Origin of the sequence: Arsukibacterium perlucidum DSM 18276 (genome assembly GCF_000382165.1) — a bacterium.
GTDB lineage: Bacteria > Pseudomonadota > Gammaproteobacteria > Enterobacterales > Alteromonadaceae > Alishewanella > Alishewanella perlucidum.
In genome coordinates this window covers 18,304-42,098 of sequence record NZ_KB907731.1, presented here as the reverse complement: position 1 = coordinate 42,098, position 23,795 = coordinate 18,304, and the positions used below count along the sequence as shown (strand labels likewise).

The window sequence follows — 23,795 nt, the reverse complement described above, 5'->3', positions numbered from 1 at the left end:
TACCGCCAACTTTGCTTCTCCTGACCAATCATCAGGCTTTTGTCCACTTACCGGCACGGCATATCCTTGAGCTTTTAACTGATTACGCCAATTGTACAGCGTCTGCTCGCAAATGCCTTCCTCTCTTGCCAACTGCGCTACTGAGCGACTGACTGGCGGTAATAACTTCTTTAAGATCGCTTCTTTTCTTACTGGTGAATAAACAGCCATTTGAACCTGCTAACCACCCGCCGTCTGACTCTGACTATTGTGAAAAGAAGACCGGACAACTACTCTGACACGGCGGGAACATGATTAAATCCAACCTGTTTACATATCTTTTAAGGTTTCTGGCTTGATAAATCTGACCATGAAAAAAAGATTCATTTGATTAGAAAAAGAGTTGTTTTAGCCTGCCACAGATAATACTAACCAAGTATTGTATGAACAAAAAGCTATTAATAAACCCGCACCTTCAAGTCGGCTAATACGACCTATTCGACGAAAACCATACGCCATAAACAACAAAGCTAAAGTCACAATGTAAAACGAAAGTTTACCCTGCTCCTCAAATCGAAGGTGTTTTAAAAACAATAACCCGTTACGGGTCAAAGCAGCGACCTCGTGTCTGAAACAAAGCAAGACCGCATGTAATGTGCTTGCATGTGCAGCCAGATCAAAAATAACCCACCGTACCTTAGAGCCTGCAACGAAAGAAGCCAGGCTAAAGTGTGAAAAGCTGGAGATCGGCAGGAAGTCAGTAATACCCTGAATGCCAATGAGTAAAACAGTATTATTGGACTTAATGTAGCCCCCGGAGTAAGGGCATAGAAGCTGGCTTGAGGTTATATACATCAACAATCCTTGGGGCGGCAAGATAAAGGCAAGGACACTTTCCACCCCGAAAGCGACGCTTGCCTTAAGTCTTGTCAATCCAATTTGGATATAGCCGCCACGAACTGCTGTTCGGAGACTGTTGACGGCTATCTCAGCATAGCTGAGAGACTACTCCCCTAAGGTTGCCGATAATGATATAGCTATTTCAAGTTACTTACAACTGAGGCAGAAGATTTGCTCGTCACTTATTCGACTGTCAGGTCAGGTCAGGACCAGGCTCTTATAGTCAATCGCTTTGTCTTAACTAAAGTTTTTAGCAATCTACTTTGAGGCATTTCGTGACAATTGGATCTAACCCTTAAAGTCAAAAACACACATGATAAATAACTTAATATAATGACAGCGAGTGTATTAATTTTGTCATAATTTCGAATTAAACTGCTGCAATTAAAATGTATTATTTACTGTTACTAAATCTAAAGGTTTGTACAATACGATGCTGCACGTTAAGCTGGATAAAAGAAAACCTAACTTGGGTATTTCTGAACCTCCAAAAGGCTTTATACTTTCGGATTATGGTATCTTAATGCGAAAAAATTGGTTTGATGCAACCTTTCATTTTTGCAAAAGAGGTTCATATGACAATGTGTTGTCAGATTATTTAAATTACGAGCAAAGCGCTTTTATCTTTGTCGATATTGGTGCAAATCAAGGCCTTTATTCTATCTTGGCAGGTAAAAACAAATACTGTAAAAGCGCTTATGCGTTCGAACCTGTTGCTAGCACTTTTTCATTGTTAGAGAAAAATATATTAGCCAATCAAGTTTCAGATAATGTAATACCTATTCAAGCAGCGGTTTCTTCCCAAACAGGGAATACAACGATAATAAAAAAATTTTGGCATAGTGGAGCTGCAACCTTACGTAAACTGCCAAATTGGTTTCGATATTCAGAGAGTATAGCCACACTAGGACCAGACAAGCTTGCAGTTATAATACCAAAATCAGCAGATTTAATTGTCAAAGTCGATGTTGAAGGTCATGAAAATATAGTATTCGAAGCTCTCGCGGAATCAGGCTTATTAAGTAACACTAAAGCTATGTATTATGAAATCGACCGGCGCTGGAGCGATGAGCGAGGCCTTGAAACGCTACTAAGAACATATGGTTTCACAAAATTTGAATATACTTCATCAAAAATGAGCTGCGATGTTCTTGCTACTCGTTGATGACTAATAATTATTGATCTGTCTATCCAATTCGAACAAATGAATCGACCAGCGCTAACTAGGCGCAGCCTGGTGAGATAAGCGTTTCAAAATCCCTCGCTCGAAAGGGCGTGCCGGTACAGGTGTTCGCCACATCCGTATGGCTCACCTGCTGCGCAGGCCAGCTAAAGCTGTCAAATATTGCTCTCGACAATATTTTCCGACCCCGTGCATCATTTAGTTATCTACTATACAACGAATGTACCCTGGCATTATTTATCAAGCTCAGCCGCGGGCGGTTTAGATTAGCAGAGTTAACTCAAACAACAGCTTTTGAATATTCTGGCGGCTATCCATTAATAACAACAACTCAATACGTTGCTTTTGTTCATCAATGCGACAGAACACCATATTGTGCTGATCCACCTGCCACTGTCGGTATTCGGTAATACCTAATGCCAATAGGCGCTCGCTGATAGGTGCAAGCCTGGGCTGCACTGTCAGGTCTTGTTGCAACCGTTGCTTGATGTTTGCAAGGGTATTGTCGGCCAGGGTGGCCGAATCTTTTTCCGTTAGAAATGCCGCCAGCCGTTGTTGTGATAATTTAAATAATGGCGAGGCAACCAGCGTGTAAGTATTACTCAAACGCCTGATCCAAGGTTAACTCAGCAGTTTGCAGTGATTTTTCGGATAACTTCAGCATTTTAAGGAGAGCCAGCGTGTCTTGCTGAAACTGATAATCCTGATAGGACTGCACCACAAAAGCGGGCTTGCCATTTTTGGTAATTAACAGTTCTTCCCGCAACTCCAGGGTATTGGCATGTTCTTTTAAATAAGTAATGGTCTCGGTTTTCATAACCACCCTTTAAAAATCTTTATTCAGTCTGGTTGAGCTTAGCAGAAAGCTTCACGCTGTACCAACATGAAGCCTTATTACATAAGCTCAATAATACTTCAAACCATCTGCCTTACCTCTGAACGCATAGTACGCCAGCGCGGTATAACCGATAATGACCGGGATAACCACAACTGCGCCAAAGAAGATGATAAGCAGTGACTCTCTGGAGCTGGCCGCCTGTTGCTTAACTCTTAACTATTCTGCTGTTTTTTGCGCAAGCGCTTTACTAAGCCTGCGACTGACGCTGCAGCAGCAAGCGCCATACAGGTAATACTTAGTTTTAAAATTAACGCAGGGGCTTGAGACAATGTAAACATGGTAGCAACGCCTGCAAATAGCAGCACTATGCTCGCCAGGTTGAAGTGCGTAAAAGCCTGAGGCTGCAACAAATCGGTGCAAAACGTCTTAATACGTTGCCATTGCCATGCGCTAATACCCATCATAAGGCCGATGGTAACGTAAAGAAACAGCCCATCATTGGGGAAATTCAGCAACGCGTGCATCACAATGGCCGGTATGATAGACCTGGTTTTATGCGTGACCCAGCCCAGCGCTAGGGCACTTATTGTTAAGCCAATAATGGTTGAGGCATGATAAAGATCGAGCTGATGATATTGCGCATGGCTAAACACAAATAAGCCTGCAGTAATGACAATACCAACCGCTGGTGAAAAGAAGCGGATCAACTTCGACTGCACATAACCACGCCAGAGTATTTCCTCTAATATTGGGATCAAACCGAAGCTGCCGACAAACATCACCAGCCACCAGCCGGTTGTCTTTTCACCGTGCAGCAGGGCTTCCCGCCATGGCACAGACGTTCCCAGATCATAAGTTTGATCAAGCAGAAACACAGCTTTGTTGGCAATATCACCTATACACCATGCCAGCACACCAATAACAACCAGCTGAATAAACTGGTAGCCATGCCGTGTCAGCTTTAGCTCTGCTTTGAGTTTTTCGCTATTCATCCAACTGAAAAAAACAATGAGCGCAAACCAACCGGCAAATTGCAGCATAAGCAGCCTGCTCAGGTCGAGCGCTATAGCGATCATCTCAGGGTTGTCGCCCATTAAGGCCATCAACGGATGCCCGGTGACGCCAGCCAGTTGAAATAAAAATTGCGCCAGTAGCGAACCGGCAAAAAACACCGCCAGCACTTCACAAAGCGCGAAGAAGCGGTGTGGTAGAGGATAGTTTTTTTCCATGATAGATGACCCATTGTCTGCGTTAGTGAAGTTGCAGTGTCAATGAACCCTGATAAAGATGCGTCTTTCTCGGTCGAAGCTTGCTGATTTACGGCAAAATCGGCCGATGTTTACCTGGCTTGCGCCTTACTACGGCGGCGAAATTCGCTGGGGGTGGCAGATTCAAAGCTTTTAAAGGCTTTGTTAAACGTGGCTTTATTATTAAAGCCGACATCGAGCGCGATATCCAAAATAGACTGTTGCGAATCAATTAAACGCTGTTTGGCATCTTCTATGCGGGCTTTATTGACATATTCGTAGAAGGTCATGCCAATGTGACTATTAAGATATTCAGACATTTTGTGCTGGGACACACCAACAAGATCACTTAATGTCTGTAAATTGAGAAAACGATCTAAATAAATACGCTGTGATGTTAGTGCTGCCAGTTTACTGCTGATCATACTGACATCTTCAGGGCGCAGGTTTTTCGGACCGGCAATTCTGTCATCGTTTTTCGCTGCAATATTGTTATCACTGTTGTTGCGGGGGCTTATTGCGAATTCAAACGGCGCTTGCAAAATAGCGGGCTGGTGCATGCCGTAGAAACCGGTCATAAAAATGAGTAACACTAAGACAAAAGACAAAATGGTGTCGGCATTGGATGCAACCGCAAAGGCATTTAAATCGAACAGCAGTGCGGCTATTAATGCTAATTCAAACAGAATAAAGCCAATAACCAGGTTGCGTAACCAGAGCAAATTGATGTTATCAATATTAGAGAAACACTGTTTGATGCGGCGTGCATAGCGAATAAGTAGAACCAAGCAGACAACCGTGTAGCTGATAACGTGGGCCAATTTTAGTAAGGGTAGTAACAGCTGGGCAGCGGAAAAGTCGCTTAATGATTCATCAGTGACAATTTTTAACTCTGCCGTGCTAAAAAAAGCGGCATAAGACACCAACACTAAGTAACAACAAAACGGTACGATATGAGGCACGCCAGAAAATCGGACTTTAGCCGCTGATAACGTTAAGCTTTTAACGTAAAAGTATAACAAGGGGCCAAACAAAAACACTACGCTGCTGGCGATGACGAACAGCGGCTTCATGTTTTCGGCGTAGCCCGAGACCGACAGCCATTGGGCAGACAGCGCCATGACAAAAGCGCTTAATAACAGCATTAAATAATGATTAGCCTGATGCTTATTAGATGACTTTGCCATAAGCGTTAGTATCAGAAAAACGCCTTGCACAATACCAATAATGAGAATCGCCGACTCTAAACTAAGCATTATCTTCTCTGCATTTAAACACAATTTTGTGCCATTAAGCGTTAGCAACCTAAACCATCAGCCGGGGTAATTCAATAGCGCAGAATGTTGCAATACATCTAAACAGATGATCTATTGTACGATTCTTTGCTACCCTTGATACTAACCAGTAGAAAATAATACCTACTCAGGTGCGCAACGACACTGAAACTATAATAAGCAGGCATATGGCAGACGCAAACCACACCAATCAACATAGCTGGACCATGCGCGGCGAAAGCATGACCCGTATTGAAACCTTTTTTGCTGCAGCCTGTGCTTTTGCTGTAACAATGGTGGTTATCTCCGTCGGCAGTATTCCACAAACCCTGGCCGATTTAATGTTAGCCACTAAGCAAATTCCGGCCTTTACCGCCAGCTTTGCTGTTATTACCTGGATTTGGCATACACATTCAGTGTGGAGCCGGCGGTTTGGCCTTGAGGATACCAAAACGGTGGTGTTCAGCTGCTTGCTGATCCTGCTGGTGCTTATTTACATGTACCCGCTACGTATTATGATGCAGGCATTGTTTGCGGTATTAAGCGACGGCTTTTTACCCAGCCTGATCCGGCTGCAAAGTGAGTGGGACGTCCGCTTTATCTTTATTTTGTTTGGTCTGGGTTTTTTGCTGCTCAGCATCAATTTTGTCGCGTTGTACTGGCATGGCAAACGCAGCCAACTGGTTACGGCCTTGTCTGAGTATGAAAAATATCAGGCCAACACCGAGATCATTGTCTGGCTGACCACCGCCCTGGTGTGTTTAAGTAACCTGATACTGTCGGTTTTGCTGCCAATTAATTACATAGGTTGGGCTGGATACAGTTACTTTTTACTATTCCCTTTGTTAAATAGTATTAGCTGGATCCGAAGCAAAAAATGGCAGCAACATGTCGCGGAGCAGCTGGTAAACAAAGTTTAACGTGAGCACAGTAAAAGTCCGTACTCACAAACGGAAATTATGGCTTTAACAACGCCAGCAGTTGTTTATCTTGTGTTGCCCGGGCCAGGGCTAAATGTTCAGCTGCCTGCTCTGTTTGTCCGTCAATATCCAGCAATTGCGATAAGCGATAGTGCGCCCACTGCGCGCTTGGCATATCGGTGTCAATATCGTGCTGTAAATAAGCCTGCAGAGCAGTGATGCCGTCCTGAATAAAGTGTTCAGCAAAGAGTGCATTGCGGCCTATCTGATACAGTGCTTCTACTTGAGTTTTGTGTTGTTTAGTTTGAGTTGCAGCTAACACAAAGTGTTGTTGTGCCTCAACATATGCCCGTTTCCTTTGCAGCAGTAATCCCAGTTGATACTGAGGTAAACCGGCAGCAGGCTCAGCGGCAATTGTCTTGCGCAGTTGTTGTTCAAAGGTGTCTAGATCATCGGTTTTGCTGTAGTAGTCCAACTCAGCTACCGCACCTTCATTCGCATCTAACATTTTTATGATGTTAATTTGCTCAAGCGCTAATTGCTCATCGCCACCTGCTATACCAGGTGCGCCAAGATAAAAGTTAACCAGGCCTTTGCGGTACGCAACATTGTCAGGTACCAGCTCTACCGCTTTATTTAAACAGGCTAACGATTTTTTGGCATAACTTAACGCACTAAAAAAAGCCTCTCCGGCCTGGCGGCCCATTATTCTGCCACAATAGAAATGATACTCAGCGTTTTGCGGCTCGCGCTTTAACGCTGACATGATCAGGCGCTCAGCTTTATCTAAGTCGGTGTCAATTAATGCCATTGCCTGCGCTGCTTCTGTAGCAGCCGGTGCTGATGCATTGGCATCGCTAACCGGCGTCATGACCACATACAAAAATGTAAAAATAACGATTAATCGTGAATTCATGCTGATTTTTCCTTAACGTTTTTTAGCGTAGTTGCGAGGGCGGGTTTATCGTATTTACGGGACAGCAGCACGATGCAAAGAGTACCAATAATGCCGGGTGCGACCCACATTGCCAGTTGCAAATAACCTGAGGCACCAAAAACATGCCGGCCGCCGAATGAGATAAAAGCCGTGTAGGCAGCGATACCAGAGGTAATGTAGGCCCCTAAATGCTCAGCCAGCCAGCCTTTTGCCGATACCGTTTTTTTAAAGGTAAAGTGTAAATTTGTAGCGGCAATAAACAGGCCCAACGGACCGAATATCAGCATGAGGATGTGCCCAGAGATCAGCCCTTTTGCCAAAATGGCTGCACCACTTAGTGCCAAACCAAAAGTCATCAGTAACTGTATCGGCTGTCTTATTACAGCGCGGTCCACCTTTGCTTTTAGCACCAGCTGGCCATATCGCACCGACACCAGGGTAAGCAAGGCCAGATGCAGTAGCAGCCAGGCAAAGTTTATGATGGACTGCTGCACCGCCTGCGGCTGAGTGCTGTTGGCAAATGCATCGGGTTTTACCAATGCCGGCATGCTGATTGATAACAACGCCATCAACACCGCAGTGACCACTATGCCGTGCATGGCATAAGAGTACCAAAGGCCGAATTTTTTATGTTTAACCGAGCCTTTTTTAGTGAAGGCCGGAAACCAAAATAAACTCAGGGCACAAATACCAAATGATATGTGCGTCAGTAGTATGATGTGGAAAATAGTCTGCATCTGTAACTCCAATGTGTGAGATGACTGGCACACATTTTTTCAGAAAGTCACAGTGCTGTGATAGTGCCAAAAGTCACGATTCCTTGTTGTGACTTTTGGCATGGCGCAACCTTGGCTTGCTGGTTACCGGGCAGATTATGGCGCAAGCCACTGCTAGAATGTTATGCCTGTATAATCAGGGCATAGGCTGTTGAACGTTTATCCTCAATATTTTGCGTAATTAATAATATTTCAAACCATCTGCCTTACCTCTGAACGCATAGTAAGCCACTGCGGTATAGGCGGCGATAACCGGTATAACCACTACTGCACCATAGAAAATAATAATCAGTGATTCTCTGGAGCTGGCCGCCTGGTAAAGCGTTAGCTGATTTGGTACGACAAATGGATAAAAGCTTAATGCCAGACCCAGAAAACTGCAGATAAAGATAATATTGCAGATGGCAAAGGGCAGCCAGGCGCCGGCGTCTGCTGGCAGCGGCAAGCGTTTTAGTGCCTGGTAGCCAATAATAAACATGGCGAAACACAGCATCGGGATGGCGGCAAACACATACGCCATGGGTGGCTGGGTCCACACCTGATAGACATTAGCGTTGACCAGCGGGTTAATAGTACTGACCGCCAGAATACCACTAAGGGTTAATACGCCGGCGATTTTGCACTGCTTAATGGCATAGCGCTGCAGTTCACCACTGGTTTTGCCAATCAGCCAGGCATTGCCAATCATGGCGTAAGCGGCAGTAACGCAGAAACCGCTAAAGCAGGCAAAAATAATACTGCCAGTATTGTACTCAAGTCCCATCACATAAATACCCAGCATAAAGCCCTGGCTGAAAGTGGCCAGCAGTGAGCCGGCTTTAAAGGTGTAGTCCCAGCGGGTTTTGCGGTTGGCTTTTACCTTGGCCCGAAAATCAAAGGCCACGCCACGTAGAATTAATCCCAGCAGCAACAGCGCTGCTGGCAAATACAAGGCATGTAAAATGGCGCTGTGCGCGGCCGGAAAGGCCACCAGCAGCAGGCCTACGGCTAGCACCAGCCAGGTTTCATTGGCATCCCAGAACGGGCCGATAGAGGCAATGGCCGTATCGCGCCACTGCTCGTTGTTCATCGGCAACGTAATACCGACCCCTAAATCATAGCCATCTAAAATGGCATATAACAGGATGGACAGCGCAGTCAGGCCACCGAAAATAAGCGCTAAATTATCTGCAGTTAACCAGCTCATATTGTGGCTCCTGTGCCTACGCCTTTACTTAGCGCGTTGCCTGACGCAGCGCGCGTTTCGGCCAAGCCGGGGCGGGTTAAATCGTACTCTTCTACTTCAACCGCACGGTTCGCCAGCCAGAACAGAGTTTTAATGTAGGCGACCAGTAATACCGCATATAACACCAGATACATGGTCAGGGTAAGGGCCACGTGCTCACCGGGCACGGTGGTTACCGCATCGCGGGTTTTCAGCACGCCATAAACTAAGTAGGGTTGGCGGCCAATTTCGGTGACATACCAGCCGGCCAGTGTGGCGACCCAGCCCGAAAAGGTCATGCCAATCAATATTTTAAGCTGCATTGGCGTCAGTTCTTTTTTGCGCAGTAAGCTATAACTACTCCACCAGGCCATCAGCAACATTAACATGCCGATGCCGACCATCACTCTGAAGCTGTAAAACACTGGCGCCACCGGTGGGTGTGCGCCGGCAAATTCGTTTAAGCCTTGTAGTTCGCCGTCAGGATCATGGGTTAAAATCAGGCTGGCCAGTTTCGGAATTTCAATTGAGAAACGGTTTTGCTTAGTCTCTTCGTCCGGTATGGCAAATAGCACCAGCGGTGCGCCTTTTTCGGTTTGCCAGATCCCTTCCATAGCGGCAATTTTCTGTGGTTGATGTTCCAGGGTGTTTAAGCCATGAAAATCACCGACCAGCACCTGAGTTGGCGCCAGGATAGCTGCGCTTAATAACGCTGTTCGCAGAGCCAGTTTCGGGGCTTTTTTGTTATCGCCTTTTAACATGCGGTAGGCCGAAATGCCGGCCACCAGAAAACAGACCGTCAGGCCGGAAGCCAGCAGCATATGGGTAAAGCGATACGGGAATGACGGGTTAAAAATAATGGCCCACCAGTCGGTAGCGTGGGCCACGCCATCAATCATTTCAAAGCCGGCCGGGGTTTGCATCCAGGAGTTTAATACTAAAATCCAGAACGCAGAGAAGGTGGTACCGAGCGCCACCAGAAAGGTGGCCAGGGTATGGGCCCAGCGTGGCACTTTATGAAAGCCAAACAGCATAATGCCGAGCATTGTGGCTTCTAAAAAGAACGCCGTCAGGATCTCATAAGCCAGTAGCGGCCCGGCAATATTGCCGATGCTTTCCATAAAGCCCGGCCAGTTGGTGCCAAACTGAAACGACATGGTAATGCCGCTAACGACACCCAGCGCAAAGGTCAGCGCAAATACTTTTACCCAGAAACGATAGGCCCGCATCCACACCGGGTGCTGCGACAGATCAAAGCGTACTTTGAAATAAAACAATAACCAGCCCAGGGCAATGGTAATAGTCGGGAACAGAATATGAAAACTGATATTGGCCGCAAACTGAATCCGCGACAAAATTAAGGTATCTAACATAACCACCTCACTGCTAATAACCGCTAGGCATCTTTTTTCGGCCGGAACTTATCGGTAAACTCCAGCACCTTACCCACTCCGGAACCCAGCTTCATCAGAGTGTTTAGTTTCTCCGGCGATAACGACTGCAGGCTTTGGGTCCACTCGGTAATGTTTTCCAGCAAGTCGTGAATTTCAGTAATCCGTTTTTGGGCATAGGCTTCGTCGTTATTGGCTGCTTCGTCCATCATAATGTCACGCAGCAAAGACAGCGTTGGGTCCATTTCACGCTTACGCCGCTCTTCAAACACCCGGTTGGCCATATCCCAGATACTGCCCCGGCTTTGATAAAACTCGCGGCGCTCCCCCTGTTTATGGATTACCTGCACCAGCTGCCAGCTACCCAGCTCTTTTAAACCCATGCTGACATTACCCCGGGAAATCCCCAGTAACTCGGCAATCTCGTTGGCACAAATTGGCTGCTCACTGACCACCAGCAAAGCGTAAATCTGGCCTACGGTGCGGTTAAAACCCCAGCGGCTGCCCATCTCGCCGAAGTGACAAACAAAAGACTCAATCATTGGTGTCATTTGCATAAATAGCCCTTACTGAACTTTCAGAAATTTCTGAAACTATTGTACGGCTGAACTTTGATCTGGATCAAGTATTTTCTGCCACGCTTTATCTGTCGGGACCTGTCAGCGTTTGTGCTGTAAAGCTGACAGTTTAGCCCGCCCCCAATGAGGCACTGATTGCCAATTTATGGTGGGTTGGTATACTGTATAAAAAAACAGTTGTGAGGGCACCTATGGTAGCAGTATTTTTAGGTAATGCCGGTGTCTGGCCCAAGCGCCGTATGCCGTTTTACAGTGATCCGGTAATGGCGGGCTTTCCATCACCCGCCCAGGATTATATCGAGCGCACCCTTGATTTAAACGAGCTGTGTGTGCGTCACCCCACCGCCACCTTTTTTGTGCGGGTGGAGGGCGATTCGATGATAGAGGCCGGCATTTTTGACGGCGATGTGCTGGTAGTCGATCGCTCGGTTGATGCTGAGCATGGCGATATTGTGGTGGCGGCAGTGGGTAATGAATTTACCGTAAAGCAGCTGGCTACCAGGCCACAGCTGCAGCTATTACCGCGCAACCCGGCTTATCAGCCAATTTGCCTGCGCGAAGGTGACGAGCTGAATATATTCGGTGTGGTCACCAATGTGATCCGGCAGATGAAGCGCAAGTGAGACGCAAATCAAGTGAGGTGCAAATAAAGTACAGGGGAAAGGGCAGCATGAGTAAAACCATCTTTGCGCTGGTCGACTGCAATAACTTTTATGCCAGCTGTGAAAAATTATTCCGGCCCGACTTAACCCATACCCCTGTAGTGGTGCTGTCGAATAATGACGGCTGTGTAGTGGCTCGCTCGAAAGAAGCAAAGAAGCTTGGCATTAAGATGGGCGTACCGGTGTTTCAGGTGCGTGAGCTGATGCGCCAGCATGGCGTGCTGGCGTTTTCATCTAACTATGCCTTATACGCCGATATATCGCAGCGGGTAATGAGCACCCTGGAAACAATGGCACCCAAGGTAGAGGTGTATAGCATAGATGAAGCCTTTCTCGATTTAAGCGGGCTGCAGCAGCTGCAAAGCCTGACGCAATTTGGCCACGGCATTCGAAAGCGTATTCAAAAGTGGCAGGGCATTAGTGTCTGTGTTGGCATCGCCCCCAGTAAAACCCTGGCTAAGCTGGCTAACCATGCCGCGAAAACCTGGCCAAAAACCGGCGGTGTGGTTGATTTAACCGACAAAGCCCGCCAGCGCAAATTACTGGCGCTGCTGCCGGTGGGCGAAGTATGGGGCATTGGCGGTAAATTAACTAAACGGCTGCAGCAACTGGGGATCGATACCGCTTTGCAGCTGGCCGATGCTAATCCGAATTATATCCGGCAACATTTTTCGGTGGTGGTTGAGCGCACCGTGCGGGAGCTAAATGGCGAGTCGTGCCTTGCTTTGGAAGAAATGGCAGCGACTAAGCAGCAGATTATTTCCAGCCGTTCGTTCGGGGAGCGGATTACCGATAAACAGCAAATGGCCGAAGCCATCAGTGAATACATCAGCCGCGCCTGTAAAAAACTGCGCCACGAGCAACAACACGCCAAACACCTGACCGTGTTTTTACGTACCAGCCCTTTCAGTGATAAAGACACGCCCTATAGCGCCAGCAAAAGTGTTGAGCTTGATATGCCCGGTAGCGATACCAGGTTGTTTTTAAGTAAAGCCATGCAACTGCTGGATGCGTTATGGGTGAATGGCCACCGCTATGCCAAAGCCGGGGTAATGCTGGCCGACTTTTATGACCCCGGTGTGTATCAGGCTAGCTTGTTTGACCAGCCGGCTAATTATGAGCAGCAACAGCAGCAGACAGCATCAGATCAGAAACTAATGCAACTAATGGACAAACTTAACGCCAAACACAGTAAGACCATCTGGTTTGCCAGTCAGGGCGCGAAACAGCAGTGGGGCATGAAACGCGAGCTGCTGTCACCCGCCTACACTACTAACTGGCAGCAGTTGCCAATTGCTAAATAGCCTTTTTACGATAGCGCGGCCTCTGGAGTGCGCTGTTAGTAATCAGGCAGCAATGAACTATCAATGGAGCAACACTAATGACATCTGGACAAGCTGATCGACATAATCACAGTATCGCCCACTATTCGGCATTGAAAACTGCGGTAGCAAATGGGGAAGAGTCATTACTTAAAGAGTTACTGGCTAATCAAACGATGCAGCCGCTTGAAAAGAGTTACCTGATTGATTTAGCAAAATTAAATAATAACCACAATATCATCCATTTGCTGGAAGCCGTGCCGCTAGGGAGCTAACGTGCAGTGCGTTACTGATGGTTCTAGTAGCTTTTGCAAAAAAGACTATAAATGCAACCTGCTGTTATATATTACTTTATGGAAAGCTTGGTTTTAATACAAACAATCTGATTATCGCGAGGAGGAAGTTGGACAAAAGAGTTAGCCGCTATTACGCTTTAATCGCACGCTAACTATCTGTGGATACTAATGCTTATGTTGACATCGCTTCAGAACTTTAAAATGGTGAAAGTACTTATTGCCTTCATAGCATTGTTAATTTTATTGATTACGGCAGTACTGGCCTATTCCTCATTGAATACGTTACAAAATATGTCCCGGCAAGCAGAGCTAAGGGAGCTATCGCAACTGTACAACGCAGTATTATCAGAAATTGACTCTGAAGGCCGTTTGGCAACTGCACTGGCGCAAAGCATGGCCACCTCACCGCCGGTTCAAAAAGCCTTTGCTGAACAAGATCGGGCTGCCCTGCTTGCCCTGACAATGCCTTTTTTTAACAGTGCGAAAGAAAAGTTTGGCGTTAAACAAGCACAGTTCCATTTGCCGCCCGCAACCTCATTTTTACGCCTGCATGATAACAGCAAATTTAATGATGATTTAAGCCAATTCCGCCAGACAGTTGTTGATGTAAACAATAAAAAGACATTTGTATCTGGCATTGAAAAGGGGGTTGCAGGCATAGGTATCCGCGGCGTAGTGCCTGTCTTTGAAAATTCAAAACATGTTGGAAGTCTTGAGTTTGGCCTGTCGCTTGATGAGTCGTTTTTACAGCTTGTTAAAGAGAAATACAAAGTAGACCTTACCGTACACACCCGTGACGGTAGCGGCTTCAGACGCCTTGCGACCACGAACCCGGCTCTGTCGGTGCTGACACCGGAAACGCTGACTGCAGCAACCGACAAACCCCTATCAAGTGGCGCAGAGATTAACCGTACTGAATATGCAATTTATGCTGCGAAACTAACCGATTACCGCGATCAAACCATCGGTGTTATTGAGCTGGCGATGGACAGATCTGATTATGTCAGCCGGATTGCGAATACTAAAAAGTTTATCCTAGTAATGGTAGTGATATTGTTAATTGTTGGTATTGGCATAGCGTATATGCTAGCAAAATTCATCACTACGCCTCTTAATCAGGCGGTGAATGCTATGCGTGAAATTGCTGAAGGCGATGGTGACTTGACGCAGCGTTTAAAAGTGGAAGGGAATAACGAATTCACCGAGCTGTCACTGGCGTTCAATCAATTCGCTGAAAAAGTGCGCCAGTCTATTGCTCAAGTTCGTGACTCCAGCTCTTCACTGAGTGCTGCGACAAAAGATGTAAACAGCATGATGAACCAGATAACAGAACACACCGCCAAGCAGCGCGACGAAATTACCTCGGTTGCAACTGCAATTACTGAGATGACATCAACAATTCAGGACGTGTCGAAAAGTGGTAACAGTGCAGCAAAAGCTGCCGAAAAAGTTGAGCAGGAAACCCTGGAGAGTATGGGTTTGCTTGCAGATACCACCACGGCCATTGAGCAACTTGATAGCCGGATCACACAAGCCAGCCAGGTCATTTCTCAAGTTAACACTGAGAGCAACAATATTGGTTCTGTACTTGACGTTATCAGAGGGATTGCAGAACAAACTAACCTGCTGGCATTAAACGCAGCTATCGAAGCGGCCAGAGCCGGTGAGCAAGGCCGGGGTTTCGCTGTTGTAGCAGACGAAGTGCGTACTCTGGCGAGCCGCACTCAGGCATCAACCTCAGAAATAAATACAATGATTGCCAATTTACAGCAGCGTGTAAAGGAGGCAGTAAACACCATTGAACAAAGCCGTGAGCAAGTGAAAATCGGAGTTGACCTAACGCGTAATACAACCAAGTCAATTGAAATTGTTAAACTTTCCTCCACTGAAATTCGCGACATGAACTATCAGATAGCTACTGCAGTGGAAGAGCAATCCTATGTGGCTGAGGAAATAAATCGCAATACAACAACCGTAGACCAGTTGGTGGCATCATCGTTAAATAATGTAACAGAAGCGCTGGCTGCAGCGGAAAAAGTATACGAGCTTACAAGGCGGCTGGACAACATAGTTGGCAGGTTTAAGCTATAAAGCCATAGCAAACCATTTAAAGTCATGGCTATGCTGCTGTTTTAAATGGCAAAATTAGCTCTGGAAACTTAGCCCGCAAGGTTTGGCATTCGCCAGATTGGCAGGGTTCTAGTTGCTAAGGACTGTAAATGGGTATTAAAGCAGCGTTGTTTTCGATATTACTGTATACAGCGTCGCTGTCGCTTCAGGCAGACAGTAAGGCTGATGCAGATGCCGCGCTGTCGCAGACATTGACTCTGAGCTATGTCAGCCATCCAGTAACTGAAAATGTCTTAGTGCCATTGATTAGGGAGTCTTACCAGAGTCTGGGGCTGAACATTAATTTTATGGCGGTAGAGGCTGAGCGGGGTTTGCGTTTACTGCAAGAAGGCATGGTTGACGGTGATGTCGCCCGAACCGACCTAGTGCTGGCAACCCTGGATAATGTTGTTACCGTCGCTAAACTGGATGAGCTCAAGCTGGAGCTGCACTGCCGGCCAGGTCTCCAATGCAAGCTAGATGATCTGACTAACCCTGGGGTGCTGCTGTTTTTTCCAGAAAGTGCCAGATCGGTCAGAGAACTCGACTTAAAGATAACAGCGCAAAAATATCATGTCCGGGACTGGTCCCAACTGGTCCTGCTTTATAATGCGGATAAAGTGGACCGCTTTTTGTGGGTAAGCAGCACATTAACATGCGTGAATCCAGTCGCTAACACCAGTGTCGTGGCGATTCCGGCGGCACCCATCGAAATCTACCATGTGATCCATAAGTCAAAATCAGACCTGTTAAAGCCGCTGCAAATTGCAATTGAGAAAGAACTCACAGCTTTTAAAACTGCTAACTGTCGCTAACGCTATTGTTAGCAAACGCAGGTATCAATTGTCGGTATCGCCCGCCTCGCATTGAGCATCATTTGCACCAACCGTCTGCGCTGAGTTGATCTGCTGCTGGCTATTTAACAACTTACGATCCTCAGGTGCGAGCTGCAACGCAGCTGTAATCAATTCAGCTGCTTTGGTATGACAACCAAGTTCACTTAACAGCATGGCATAATTGTTCAGATAGGGCACTTGCTGCTGCGCAAAAGGCAAGCCTTGCTCAAACCAGTGGGCAGCTTGAACCGGCTCGGCAGAAAAATAATGGTTGCCCAGTAAAAAATACGGCAGCCAGTAGTCTGGCCATTGCTGAGTGGCGGTGGTGAGTGCAGCGACGCCGGTGGCGGCTTGCCGGGTGTTAATTAAATCCTGACAGGCTTTGGTATAAATAAAAGGGTCTAGTTGATCACTGGTTTTGTCGGGGGGGAGCATCGCCAGCATCCAGTAATTGGCGCGTTGCCAGGTGCGCTCGAAAGTTGAAAAATTCAGACGATGCGCTTCGGTGACCCCAGTATGTAATATCAGCTCTTTTGCGTTAAGGTCATAACCAATGACCACCGCATAATGCCACTGTGGCAGCCAGGCAATAGAATTGTTTTGCAGTACTATTACCGGAATATCATCGGCTACCAGGCTTAATAACTGCTTCATATTGGCGCGTTGTTGATAGGCCACCATACCAAGCTGACGGGTAGCAGCTGCCATCTCAATTTGCAGCGTGCCTTCCAGACCCGGGGTAAAGGTAGCAGGGGCGATATCATCCGGACTTTTAGTAATGCCGTAAAAACCGGCCACTTCAGATAGGGTGGTGGGGCCGCAGAAAAACTCTTGCTGTGGATAAAATGGCACCTGAGCAATAGCATGCTGGCTGGCAATGTCTGGGGGCGCTGCCAGTAATTGTTTGGTTTGGGGTGGTGTCTGGCAGGCTGTTAGCGTACTTAGCAGAGCAGCCAGCAAAACAGCCAGCAGACCGGCTGAAGAGCCAGTCTGCCAACGTGCTCGCATAAAGAACTAAGAACCAATAGGGCGGATAAACGGATAAACGTTGGTAATACCCATCAGGTCCAGCACCGCCACAACCACCAGCACTGTTACTATGGTGCCGACCACACCACCAGACGGCATCTCGTTAAGCTGGCTGTTAAAGGCTTCCAGCTCGGCATTGGTCATACTGGCGATACGCAATTTGGCATCAGCCGGGCTGACACCCAGTTCAATCAGTTTATTCTGAACCTGGGCATCATCGACAAAGGACAGCACTTGTTGCTTATTGTAATGATGCTGCTGATCTGCGATCACCTGGTCAGAACTATAAACCCCGGCAGTTGCCTGGCTTGCACCAAAAGTAAAAGTGCTGATGATCAGCATCGCAGTCGCGATGCTGACTGTTACAAATGTATTCTTCATGAATAGTCCTTGAGGTTATTATTTCAGGAGCAAACATCGTTGTTAGATTAGCTTTAACTTATTGAAAATTAACAATGCACAGCCCCTGAAGCCTAGCTGATTAACCGGGGCTTTGCAAACGGACACCAGTTGGCAGCTGCCGGGCTGCTTGCGTTAGCGCTACCATGGCCGGTCGCACACTGTTGTTACCAAGGCAGGCTCCGTCGAAAGTGATAAAGTAAATTTTGCCGTCGAAGCAGGCATGAAAGCCTTCAGCAAGCACATTTAACATTTTAACGTCTCCGGTTCGGGCATCTTGTCGGTGTTGCAGGTTTAACATCAGGGCCAGCGCATCACTGTGGTCTTCATGCATATGCTCAATAATAGCCGCGCTCTGTGCCTGCCAGGCTGGAGTGGGGTATTGCCAGTCTTCGGGTTTGAACCAGTATATTTCACCAAAGCCACCAATATAACGTACGCGGCTTGGGGTAATACGATAAAACTGAAAATCATGGGCCTGCTTGTAGGCTTCGGCCTGCGGATACAGCTGAAAGTAGGCCTGTGCTTCGTCGCACTCTTTGCCCAGCACCCTGGCTTCGCCAAGCACTGTGACTCTGGCATTGGCCTGGCTGTCATGCTGCGCGCCATCAAACACGCATAAACTGACCTTGGCATCGGCCTGCATATTACGGCTGTGCTGCGCGATATCCGATGCATACAGCATCAGGCTGCCTTGCTCTGTCATCCAGTAAGGAGTTACCGAGCCAAACGGGTAGCCTTTTAGTGATAAGCTCTGTGTTGATAAAACGCCGCTGTGTTGTTGTCGCAGCAGGGAGCGGGCATTAAAAATATGTTGTTGCAGGTTCTCGGTTTGCATAATGACTCCAGACTAAAGCTGTTAATAATGAAAATAGCACTTACCGCTGGCCACATCGTGCTGCAGGTGGCCTGCAACCTGATAGCAGCGGCATAGGTTGGTTTGGGTAAAACAGTGTTCAGCACTGCCGGCAGCTAGCAGTTGCCCTTGTTGTAGCAAAATAAATTGGTCGGCAATTCGGGCTGCCTGATTGACATCATGCAGCACCACCAGGGCGGTACCGCCTGCAGCAACAAAGCTTTGCAGCGCTTGATAGAACTGACGCTGCTGAAAAATATCCAGCGCCGCTGTAGGCTCGTCCAGCAATAACATGGCATGGTCTACACCCGTGACGGCCACTACCTGTAGCCAGGCGCGGGCAAACTGTACACGCTGCCATTCGCCGCCGGATAACCGGGTAACAGGTTTATCCAATAACGGCTGTAGCGCCAGACATTGAATAATCTTGCTGGCATGCGCCAGGCTTTGCGCCTCGGTTTCCAGCCAGGCATGGCGTGCTAATAGCAGGTAATCCAGCACCAGAAAATCGAATACCGGCCGCTGTTGCTGCAACATGATGGCGCGCTGCGTCGCTAACTGTTGCTGTGACCAGTGCGCTAAAGGCTGTTGTTTAAAGCTGATTTCCCCGCTACTGGGTTGCAGCTCGCCGGCAAGCAGATTGAGCAAACTGCTTTTACCTGCACCGTTTGCCCCCAGCACTGCCGTTAAGCTGCCTTGGCGGACGGTTAAATTGATCTGCTGCAGCCGCTGCTTTACACCGCTACCAACACTGACATTTTTTAACTCAAACATGGCGTGGGCTCCGACGATACTGCAGCAGTAAGTACAGGAAAAACGGCACCCCCAGCATTGAGGTGACGAGGCCGACCGGCAACTCGGCCGGAATAATCAGAATACGGGCTAAGGTGTCGGCACTGGTAACCAGTAAGGCGCCAGCCAGCGCACTAAGCGGGATCAGGCTACGCAAATCTGGTCCGGTTAGTAGCCGGCAAATATGCGGTGTCACCAGGCCAACAAAGCCGACGATGCCAGTGAAGCAGACACACACGGCGGTCAGCAGCGCCACACATAACAGGCTAACTCTTTTGATTTTCTGGACTGGCACCCCCAGGTTTTGTGCGTCCTGCTCACCACCCAGCATCAGGGTTAGCGCGCTGCGATAACGCCATAACAACAGCAAAGGCGCGCTCACTCCCAGCCCCACCAGCAGCACCTGAGTCCAGTTACTGCCGGCATAACTGCCCATGCTCCAAAACGTGATAAGACGCAGAGTGCCGTCGTCGGCGATAAACGCCAGTAACCCCATAATGGTGCCCACCAGGGCATTAATCGCCACACCGGCCAGAATAAGCAACAGAGTGTTTAAGCCAAAGGCTGTATGCGCCAGCTGAAACACCAGCTGGCTAACCAGTAAAGCGCCAATAAACGCTGCTAACGAAATCAGCACCGGTTGCAGCAGTGCTGGCAGAAAGTGACTGATATCAAATACCATCACCATGGCAGCAAACAAGGCAGCACCGGACGACACACCAATCAGGCCGGGATCGGCCAGCGGATTGCGGCAAATACCCTGCATTACCGCACCACAGACTGCAAGACCGGCTCCGGTGATGGCGGTAAGTAACACTCTTGGCAAACGAATATCCCACATCACCTGCTGTGAAAAACCGTCAGGCCCGGCAGTAATACCAGGCAGCAGACTAGCGATAACGTCAGCGAAGGCTATCTTCATCGCGCCCTGGGTTAATGACCAAAGCATTACCAGCAGTAACAACAACATTAACCCCTGGATAAGGCGGCGCTGGCTGCGGGCACGCAATGACAACTGCGACCGTAACTGTGCCTGCAACTGTGCTGGCGGGCTAATACTGAGTGCATCTTGCTGTGATAGCGTCGATGTCGATAGCTCACTCATTAGCGCTTACCTGTGCCAGCTGATGTAATTGACGCACCGCCATTGGTAAACGCGGGCTGAGCCCCATAAAAATCAACGGGTCTACCACAGTTATCCGGCAACCTTGTTGCTGTGCCCAAAACCGCAATGCCGGCAGTTGGCATAACTGCGCTGCAGACTGGCCTGCAGCGGCATGTGCTGGCACCAGTATCTGCAAAGGTGCAGCGGCCATTAATGCCTCAACCGACAGTGGCTGATATCCCGATACAGCACTAAATGCGTTTGTGATACCGGCGGTAGTAAATAAGGCATCGGGCATCGTATCAGAACCCGCTGCCATCAGGCCGCGCTCACCAACAGATACCAGAAACGCCATACTTACGGGCATTGCAGCCCGCTTTGGTAATTGACTCAGTTGCCGGCGAATATCGGCTATCAGCTGTGCCCCCTGCTGCTGACGGTTAAAGCGCTCGGCTAAAGCGGTAATAAGTTGATACAAGCTGTCTGTGTGGTAACCATGCTGCACATTCACTACCTCGACACCCATGCGGCTAATTTGTGCCAATACATCTGCTGGCCCCATTTGGCTATGGCCAACTAACACTGTCGGTTGTTGTGACAACACGCCTTCAGGGCTTAACTGGCGGTAATAACCTATCTTGGGTAACGTTGTTGCTGCTTGCGGATACAAGCTGGAGGTGTCAACTGCTACCAGCTGTTCATCAAGACCTAAGGCAAACAACACTTCAGTCACACTGCCACCGGCGGCGACAATCCGCTCTGTTGCCGCTGTGATGCCAGGCTGCACGGCCAGCAGCAAAATAACAACGCCACGCAGCAGCTTGTTCGGTCGATGCATTTTTTTACCCCTTCTTATTGCAAATGCGAATAGTTATCATTAGAATCTGATTCTCGCAAATAACCTGGCTATGTTCAAGAGGTAAAAATGATCAAGTGTATTCCCTGGCTTTGTCTGACGGCAGTTTCTGTAAGCAGTGCAATCCTGCCAGCACAGCTGGCTGCTGAAGAGACCCTAGAGCACATCAGCGTAACCGCCACCCGGAGTGAGCGTGATATTAATGAAATTGCTTCCTATGTCAGCTTTATCGACAGTGACACTATGCAGCAGCATCTGATGACAGATATTCGCGATCTGGTGCGTTACGAACCCGGAGTTACCGTTGAAGGCGGCGGTCGCTTTGGCTTATCCGGGTTTAATATTCGAGGCATTAATGGTGACAGAATACTGATGCTGCTGGATGGCGTGCCGTTGTCTGATGAATTTAGTTTTGGCCCGGCTTTGTCAGCACGGCGAGATTTTATCGATATCGATTTGTTACAGTCAGTAGAGATTATCCGCGGCCCGGCGTCAACCTTGTACGGCAGTGACGCTATTGGTGGCGTAGTGGCTTTTACCAGTAAGGCACCGAAGGATATCGTCGCCCCCGGCGAGGCGTTGGCTGGCAAAGTAAAATTGGGCTACGCCAGTGCCGCTGCTGAAACCTGGTTAAGCGGGCAATTAGCCGCGGTAGAGGGCAATTGGCAATGGTTACTAAGCGCAACAACCCGACAGGGCAGTGAAACCCAAACCTATTTTGACAGTGGCGCCACAACCGGCATAGACAGAGTGATGGCCGAGCCGCAGCGCCAGCGCAGCCAAAGTGGCCAGGCCAAGCTGATTTACAGTCCCGACCAGGCACAGCAGCTCAGCTTTATTGCTGATCACTTGCAAGGTGACAGCAAAACAGAGTTGCTGTCACAGGTAGGCAATGTAGTGCGCGGCGTCAGAATTGACGACAGCCACGGTGATGACAGCCGCGAGCGAAGCAGGTTGCAACTGAATTACCAGTATAGCGGCGAGCTTGTGGCGTTTGACAAACTGCTGGCAAGGCTATATTGGCAGCAGGCTGTTACTGAACAAGATAGCTTTGAACAGCGCTTTGGCGCAGCCAGCCGGCAAGCCCCTGAGGCTATTAACATGCTACGCAGCCGCCACAGTGAGTTTAGCCAGCACGTTCGCGGTGTCAGCCTGCAACTAGACAAGGCGTTTAGCGCCGGCGCAGAGCACTATTTGATCTATGGTGCAGAGCTGCAGCTGACTGACAGTGAATCACTGCGGGACGGTTTTACCCGTCGCGCTGATAATGGCGAATTGCTGCCTGAAGGCAGCGTATTTCCAACCCGCGACTTTCCGAGATCTGAGGCGCGTGAAGTCGCGTTGTTTCTGCAGGACGAAATGCGGCTGCTAAATGGCAAGCTGACAGTGTCTCCTGGTGTGCGCTATGATAAGTTCAGCCTGTCACCCAGGGCCGATGCACTGTTTGCCAGTGCAAACCCCGGCGTAGCAACCCGTGCCTATTCTGACAGCGAATTGTCTGCCAAATTGGGCGTTGTCTACCGGATTAATCCGCAGCATACGTTGTGGAGCCAATTTGCCGAGGGTTTTCGCATCCCGCCATTTGACGACATCAATGTTGGTTTTACTAATTTTGCAGGCGGCTACACCTCTTTACCCAATGCTGATTTAGCACCAGAGCGGGTAAAAAGCTGGGAGCTGGGTATTCGCAGCCGCTTTAACAGCCTCGATTGGGAGTTCAGTCTGTACCATAACCGTTATGACAATTTTATTGAGTCACTGGCAGTAAAAGGCTTCAACCCTGCAACCGGACTATTAGAGTTTCAGGCCCGCAACCTCGACAAAGTTACCATACGCGGCGCCGACGCCCGTATTAACTGGTATCCACATCAGCAGCATGCGTTGCTCGGCGGTCTGCGGTTAACTGCAGCGATAAGCTGGCTGGACAGTAAAGACAGCAGCAACGGGCAGCCACTGGACTCCATCATGCCACCGCAAGCAGTGGTTGGTGTAGGCTATGGTTTGCCCGAAGATAACTGGTCACTGGAGTTGGTCGCTACAGCGGTCAAACGCGCTAAGGTAGCCCGATCTGAGCAAACTGAAACAGCGCTGCCTTTCGCGGCACCAGGCTACCTTAGTCTGGACTTGCTTGGCCACCTGAACCTGACTACTGACTGGTGGTTAAACGTTGGCTTGTTTAACCTGACTGACCGTAAAATCTGGTCAGCTTCTGAAGTAAGGGGGCGCAATGTAACAGAGAATCTTGGCCGGTTAACCCAGCCGGGGCGCAATATCACTGCTACCTTAAGCTATCGTTTTTAGCGGCT

General features: G+C 48.4%; 25 protein-coding genes. 8 read left to right on the top strand and 17 right to left on the bottom strand.

What is annotated here, in order from left to right; translation table 11 throughout:
* Both H141_RS21240 and H141_RS0117115 read right to left on the bottom strand, forming a co-directional pair.
* A partial coding sequence (locus H141_RS21240) for a transposase (protein ID WP_019677514.1) occupies positions 1–210 on the bottom strand: 210 nt, incomplete at its 3' end.
* Between the two features lie 177 nt (positions 211–387).
* Positions 388–834 carry an undecaprenyl-diphosphate phosphatase gene (locus H141_RS0117115; protein WP_019677513.1) on the bottom strand — a complete coding sequence of 149 codons (447 nt, stop codon included), beginning with the start codon at positions 832–834 and terminating at the stop codon, positions 388–390.
* A 478-nt stretch (positions 835–1,312) separates the two neighbouring features.
* Between H141_RS0117115 and H141_RS20560 the strand changes: the two genes are divergently transcribed.
* The gene (locus H141_RS20560; protein WP_019677512.1) at positions 1,313–2,044 is read left to right on the top strand and encodes an FkbM family methyltransferase; all 732 of its coding nucleotides are present in this window, start codon (positions 1,313–1,315) and stop codon (positions 2,042–2,044) included.
* A 279-nt stretch (positions 2,045–2,323) separates the two neighbouring features.
* On the opposite strand, the gene H141_RS0117105 is transcribed toward H141_RS20560, so the two are convergent.
* The 4 genes from H141_RS0117105 to H141_RS0117090 all read right to left on the bottom strand — a co-directional run bounded on the left by H141_RS0117105 (position 2,324) and on the right by H141_RS0117090 (position 5,403).
* Complete coding sequence (locus H141_RS0117105) at positions 2,324–2,668, bottom strand: hypothetical protein (protein ID WP_019677511.1); 345 nt, start codon at positions 2,666–2,668, stop codon at positions 2,324–2,326.
* Positions 2,661–2,879, bottom strand: coding sequence for a type II toxin-antitoxin system Phd/YefM family antitoxin (locus tag H141_RS0117100; RefSeq protein ID WP_019677510.1), 219 nt, complete (start codon positions 2,877–2,879; stop codon positions 2,661–2,663). The genes H141_RS0117105 and H141_RS0117100 overlap by 8 nt, the downstream gene beginning before the upstream one ends.
* A gap of 233 nt (positions 2,880–3,112) precedes the next feature.
* Entirely contained in the window at positions 3,113–4,129 is a 1,017-nt protein-coding gene (locus H141_RS0117095; protein ID WP_019677509.1) for a CPBP family intramembrane glutamic endopeptidase, read from the bottom strand.
* A 110-nt stretch (positions 4,130–4,239) separates the two neighbouring features.
* Complete coding sequence (locus tag H141_RS0117090) at positions 4,240–5,403, bottom strand: helix-turn-helix domain-containing protein (protein ID WP_019677508.1); 1,164 nt, start codon at positions 5,401–5,403, stop codon at positions 4,240–4,242.
* Between the two features lie 206 nt (positions 5,404–5,609).
* Between H141_RS0117090 and H141_RS0117085 the strand changes: the two genes are divergently transcribed.
* Positions 5,610–6,341 carry a TMEM175 family protein gene (locus tag H141_RS0117085; RefSeq protein WP_019677507.1) on the top strand — a complete coding sequence of 244 codons (732 nt, stop codon included), beginning with the start codon at positions 5,610–5,612 and terminating at the stop codon, positions 6,339–6,341.
* Positions 6,342–6,378: 37 nt separating this feature from the next.
* Here H141_RS0117085 and H141_RS20555 read toward each other — a convergent pair whose 3' ends face one another.
* The 5 genes from H141_RS20555 to H141_RS0117060 form a co-directional block, all read right to left on the bottom strand.
* A complete protein-coding gene (locus H141_RS20555) occupies positions 6,379–7,257 on the bottom strand; it encodes a tetratricopeptide repeat protein (protein ID WP_019677506.1) in 879 nt (292 codons plus the stop codon).
* Positions 7,254–8,015 (bottom strand): hypothetical protein, encoded by a 762-nt coding sequence (locus tag H141_RS20550; protein WP_019677505.1) that lies wholly within the window; start codon positions 8,013–8,015, stop codon positions 7,254–7,256. Before H141_RS20550 ends, H141_RS20555 begins: the two co-directional genes overlap by 4 nt.
* A gap of 220 nt (positions 8,016–8,235) precedes the next feature.
* On the bottom strand, positions 8,236–9,240 hold the full coding sequence (locus H141_RS0117070; protein WP_019677504.1) for a cytochrome d ubiquinol oxidase subunit II: 1,005 nt from the start codon (positions 9,238–9,240) through the stop codon (positions 8,236–8,238).
* On the bottom strand, positions 9,237–10,631 hold the full coding sequence (locus H141_RS0117065; RefSeq protein ID WP_019677503.1) for a cytochrome ubiquinol oxidase subunit I: 1,395 nt from the start codon (positions 10,629–10,631) through the stop codon (positions 9,237–9,239). Before H141_RS0117065 ends, H141_RS0117070 begins: the two co-directional genes overlap by 4 nt.
* 23 nt (positions 10,632–10,654) lie before the next feature.
* A complete protein-coding gene (locus H141_RS0117060) occupies positions 10,655–11,206 on the bottom strand; it encodes a GbsR/MarR family transcriptional regulator (protein WP_026349527.1) in 552 nt (183 codons plus the stop codon).
* 212 nt (positions 11,207–11,418) lie between these two features.
* Here H141_RS0117060 and umuD point away from each other — a divergent pair, with 212 nt between their 5' ends.
* From umuD to H141_RS21020, 5 genes are all read left to right on the top strand, one after another.
* Positions 11,419–11,850: a translesion error-prone DNA polymerase V autoproteolytic subunit gene (gene umuD, locus H141_RS0117055; protein WP_019677501.1), complete on the top strand. Its 432-nt coding sequence runs from the start codon at positions 11,419–11,421 to the stop codon at positions 11,848–11,850.
* Positions 11,851–11,897: 47 nt separating this feature from the next.
* Positions 11,898–13,193, top strand: coding sequence for a translesion error-prone DNA polymerase V subunit UmuC (umuC, locus tag H141_RS0117050; RefSeq protein ID WP_019677500.1), 1,296 nt, complete (start codon positions 11,898–11,900; stop codon positions 13,191–13,193).
* Between the two features lie 77 nt (positions 13,194–13,270).
* Entirely contained in the window at positions 13,271–13,486 is a 216-nt protein-coding gene (locus H141_RS0117045; RefSeq protein WP_019677499.1) for a hypothetical protein, read from the top strand.
* A gap of 195 nt (positions 13,487–13,681) precedes the next feature.
* On the top strand, positions 13,682–15,598 hold the full coding sequence (locus tag H141_RS0117040) for a methyl-accepting chemotaxis protein (RefSeq protein WP_033425626.1): 1,917 nt from the start codon (positions 13,682–13,684) through the stop codon (positions 15,596–15,598).
* A 128-nt stretch (positions 15,599–15,726) separates the two neighbouring features.
* A complete protein-coding gene (locus H141_RS21020; RefSeq protein ID WP_019677497.1) occupies positions 15,727–16,431 on the top strand; it encodes a hypothetical protein in 705 nt (234 codons plus the stop codon).
* Between the two features lie 24 nt (positions 16,432–16,455).
* On the opposite strand, the gene H141_RS0117030 is transcribed toward H141_RS21020, so the two are convergent.
* The 6 genes from H141_RS0117030 to H141_RS0117005 form a co-directional block, all read right to left on the bottom strand.
* Positions 16,456–17,460: a PA2778 family cysteine peptidase gene (locus H141_RS0117030; RefSeq protein ID WP_019677496.1), complete on the bottom strand. Its 1,005-nt coding sequence runs from the start codon at positions 17,458–17,460 to the stop codon at positions 16,456–16,458.
* A gap of 6 nt (positions 17,461–17,466) precedes the next feature.
* Positions 17,467–17,862, bottom strand: a complete 396-nt coding sequence (locus tag H141_RS0117025; protein WP_033425621.1) for a PA2779 family protein — start codon at positions 17,860–17,862, stop codon at positions 17,467–17,469.
* A gap of 100 nt (positions 17,863–17,962) precedes the next feature.
* Positions 17,963–18,718, bottom strand: a complete 756-nt coding sequence (locus H141_RS0117020) for a HugZ family pyridoxamine 5'-phosphate oxidase (RefSeq protein ID WP_019677494.1) — start codon at positions 18,716–18,718, stop codon at positions 17,963–17,965.
* A gap of 21 nt (positions 18,719–18,739) precedes the next feature.
* Positions 18,740–19,510, bottom strand: coding sequence for an ATP-binding cassette domain-containing protein (locus tag H141_RS0117015; RefSeq protein WP_019677493.1), 771 nt, complete (start codon positions 19,508–19,510; stop codon positions 18,740–18,742).
* Complete coding sequence (locus H141_RS0117010; protein ID WP_019677492.1) at positions 19,503–20,633, bottom strand: FecCD family ABC transporter permease; 1,131 nt, start codon at positions 20,631–20,633, stop codon at positions 19,503–19,505. The genes H141_RS0117015 and H141_RS0117010 overlap by 8 nt, the downstream gene beginning before the upstream one ends.
* Positions 20,626–21,471, bottom strand: a complete 846-nt coding sequence (locus H141_RS0117005) for a heme/hemin ABC transporter substrate-binding protein (protein WP_019677491.1) — start codon at positions 21,469–21,471, stop codon at positions 20,626–20,628. The genes H141_RS0117010 and H141_RS0117005 overlap by 8 nt, the downstream gene beginning before the upstream one ends.
* 87 nt (positions 21,472–21,558) lie before the next feature.
* Here H141_RS0117005 and H141_RS0117000 point away from each other — a divergent pair, with 87 nt between their 5' ends.
* Positions 21,559–23,790 (top strand): TonB-dependent hemoglobin/transferrin/lactoferrin family receptor, encoded by a 2,232-nt coding sequence (locus tag H141_RS0117000; RefSeq protein WP_019677490.1) that lies wholly within the window; start codon positions 21,559–21,561, stop codon positions 23,788–23,790.
* Positions 23,791–23,795 lie beyond the last annotated feature (5 nt).

Bases quoted from the DNA above. Each gene is read 5' to 3' on its own strand.
- H141_RS0117090 (WP_019677508.1), bottom strand. From the start codon at position 5,403: ATGCTTAGTTTAGAGTCGGCGATTCTCATTATTGGTATTGTGCAAGGC.
- H141_RS0117030 (WP_019677496.1), bottom strand. From the start codon at position 17,460: ATGCGAGCACGTTGGCAGACTGGCTCTTCAGCCGGTCTGCTGGCTGTT.
- H141_RS0117010 (WP_019677492.1), bottom strand. From the start codon at position 20,633: ATGAGTGAGCTATCGACATCGACGCTATCACAGCAAGATGCACTCAGT.
- H141_RS0117060 (WP_026349527.1), bottom strand. From the start codon at position 11,206: ATGCAAATGACACCAATGATTGAGTCTTTTGTTTGTCACTTCGGCGAG.
- H141_RS0117070 (WP_019677504.1), bottom strand. From the start codon at position 9,240: ATGAGCTGGTTAACTGCAGATAATTTAGCGCTTATTTTCGGTGGCCTG.
- H141_RS0117020 (WP_019677494.1), bottom strand. From the start codon at position 18,718: ATGCAAACCGAGAACCTGCAACAACATATTTTTAATGCCCGCTCCCTG.
- H141_RS0117000 (WP_019677490.1), top strand. From the start codon at position 21,559: ATGATCAAGTGTATTCCCTGGCTTTGTCTGACGGCAGTTTCTGTAAGC.
- umuC (WP_019677500.1), top strand. From the start codon at position 11,898: ATGAGTAAAACCATCTTTGCGCTGGTCGACTGCAATAACTTTTATGCC.
- H141_RS0117005 (WP_019677491.1), bottom strand. From the start codon at position 21,471: ATGCATCGACCGAACAAGCTGCTGCGTGGCGTTGTTATTTTGCTGCTG.
- H141_RS21020 (WP_019677497.1), top strand. From the start codon at position 15,727: ATGGGTATTAAAGCAGCGTTGTTTTCGATATTACTGTATACAGCGTCG.
- H141_RS0117100 (WP_019677510.1), bottom strand. From the start codon at position 2,879: ATGAAAACCGAGACCATTACTTATTTAAAAGAACATGCCAATACCCTG.
- H141_RS20555 (WP_019677506.1), bottom strand. From the start codon at position 7,257: ATGAATTCACGATTAATCGTTATTTTTACATTTTTGTATGTGGTCATG.
- H141_RS20560 (WP_019677512.1), top strand. From the start codon at position 1,313: ATGCTGCACGTTAAGCTGGATAAAAGAAAACCTAACTTGGGTATTTCT.
- H141_RS0117115 (WP_019677513.1), bottom strand. From the start codon at position 834: ATGTATATAACCTCAAGCCAGCTTCTATGCCCTTACTCCGGGGGCTAC.
- H141_RS0117015 (WP_019677493.1), bottom strand. From the start codon at position 19,510: ATGTTTGAGTTAAAAAATGTCAGTGTTGGTAGCGGTGTAAAGCAGCGG.
- H141_RS0117045 (WP_019677499.1), top strand. From the start codon at position 13,271: ATGACATCTGGACAAGCTGATCGACATAATCACAGTATCGCCCACTAT.
- umuD (WP_019677501.1), top strand. From the start codon at position 11,419: ATGGTAGCAGTATTTTTAGGTAATGCCGGTGTCTGGCCCAAGCGCCGT.
- H141_RS0117085 (WP_019677507.1), top strand. From the start codon at position 5,610: ATGGCAGACGCAAACCACACCAATCAACATAGCTGGACCATGCGCGGC.
- H141_RS20550 (WP_019677505.1), bottom strand. From the start codon at position 8,015: ATGCAGACTATTTTCCACATCATACTACTGACGCACATATCATTTGGT.
- H141_RS0117095 (WP_019677509.1), bottom strand. From the start codon at position 4,129: ATGGAAAAAAACTATCCTCTACCACACCGCTTCTTCGCGCTTTGTGAA.
- H141_RS0117065 (WP_019677503.1), bottom strand. From the start codon at position 10,631: ATGTTAGATACCTTAATTTTGTCGCGGATTCAGTTTGCGGCCAATATC.
- H141_RS0117040 (WP_033425626.1), top strand. From the start codon at position 13,682: ATGTTGACATCGCTTCAGAACTTTAAAATGGTGAAAGTACTTATTGCC.
- H141_RS0117025 (WP_033425621.1), bottom strand. From the start codon at position 17,862: ATGAAGAATACATTTGTAACAGTCAGCATCGCGACTGCGATGCTGATC.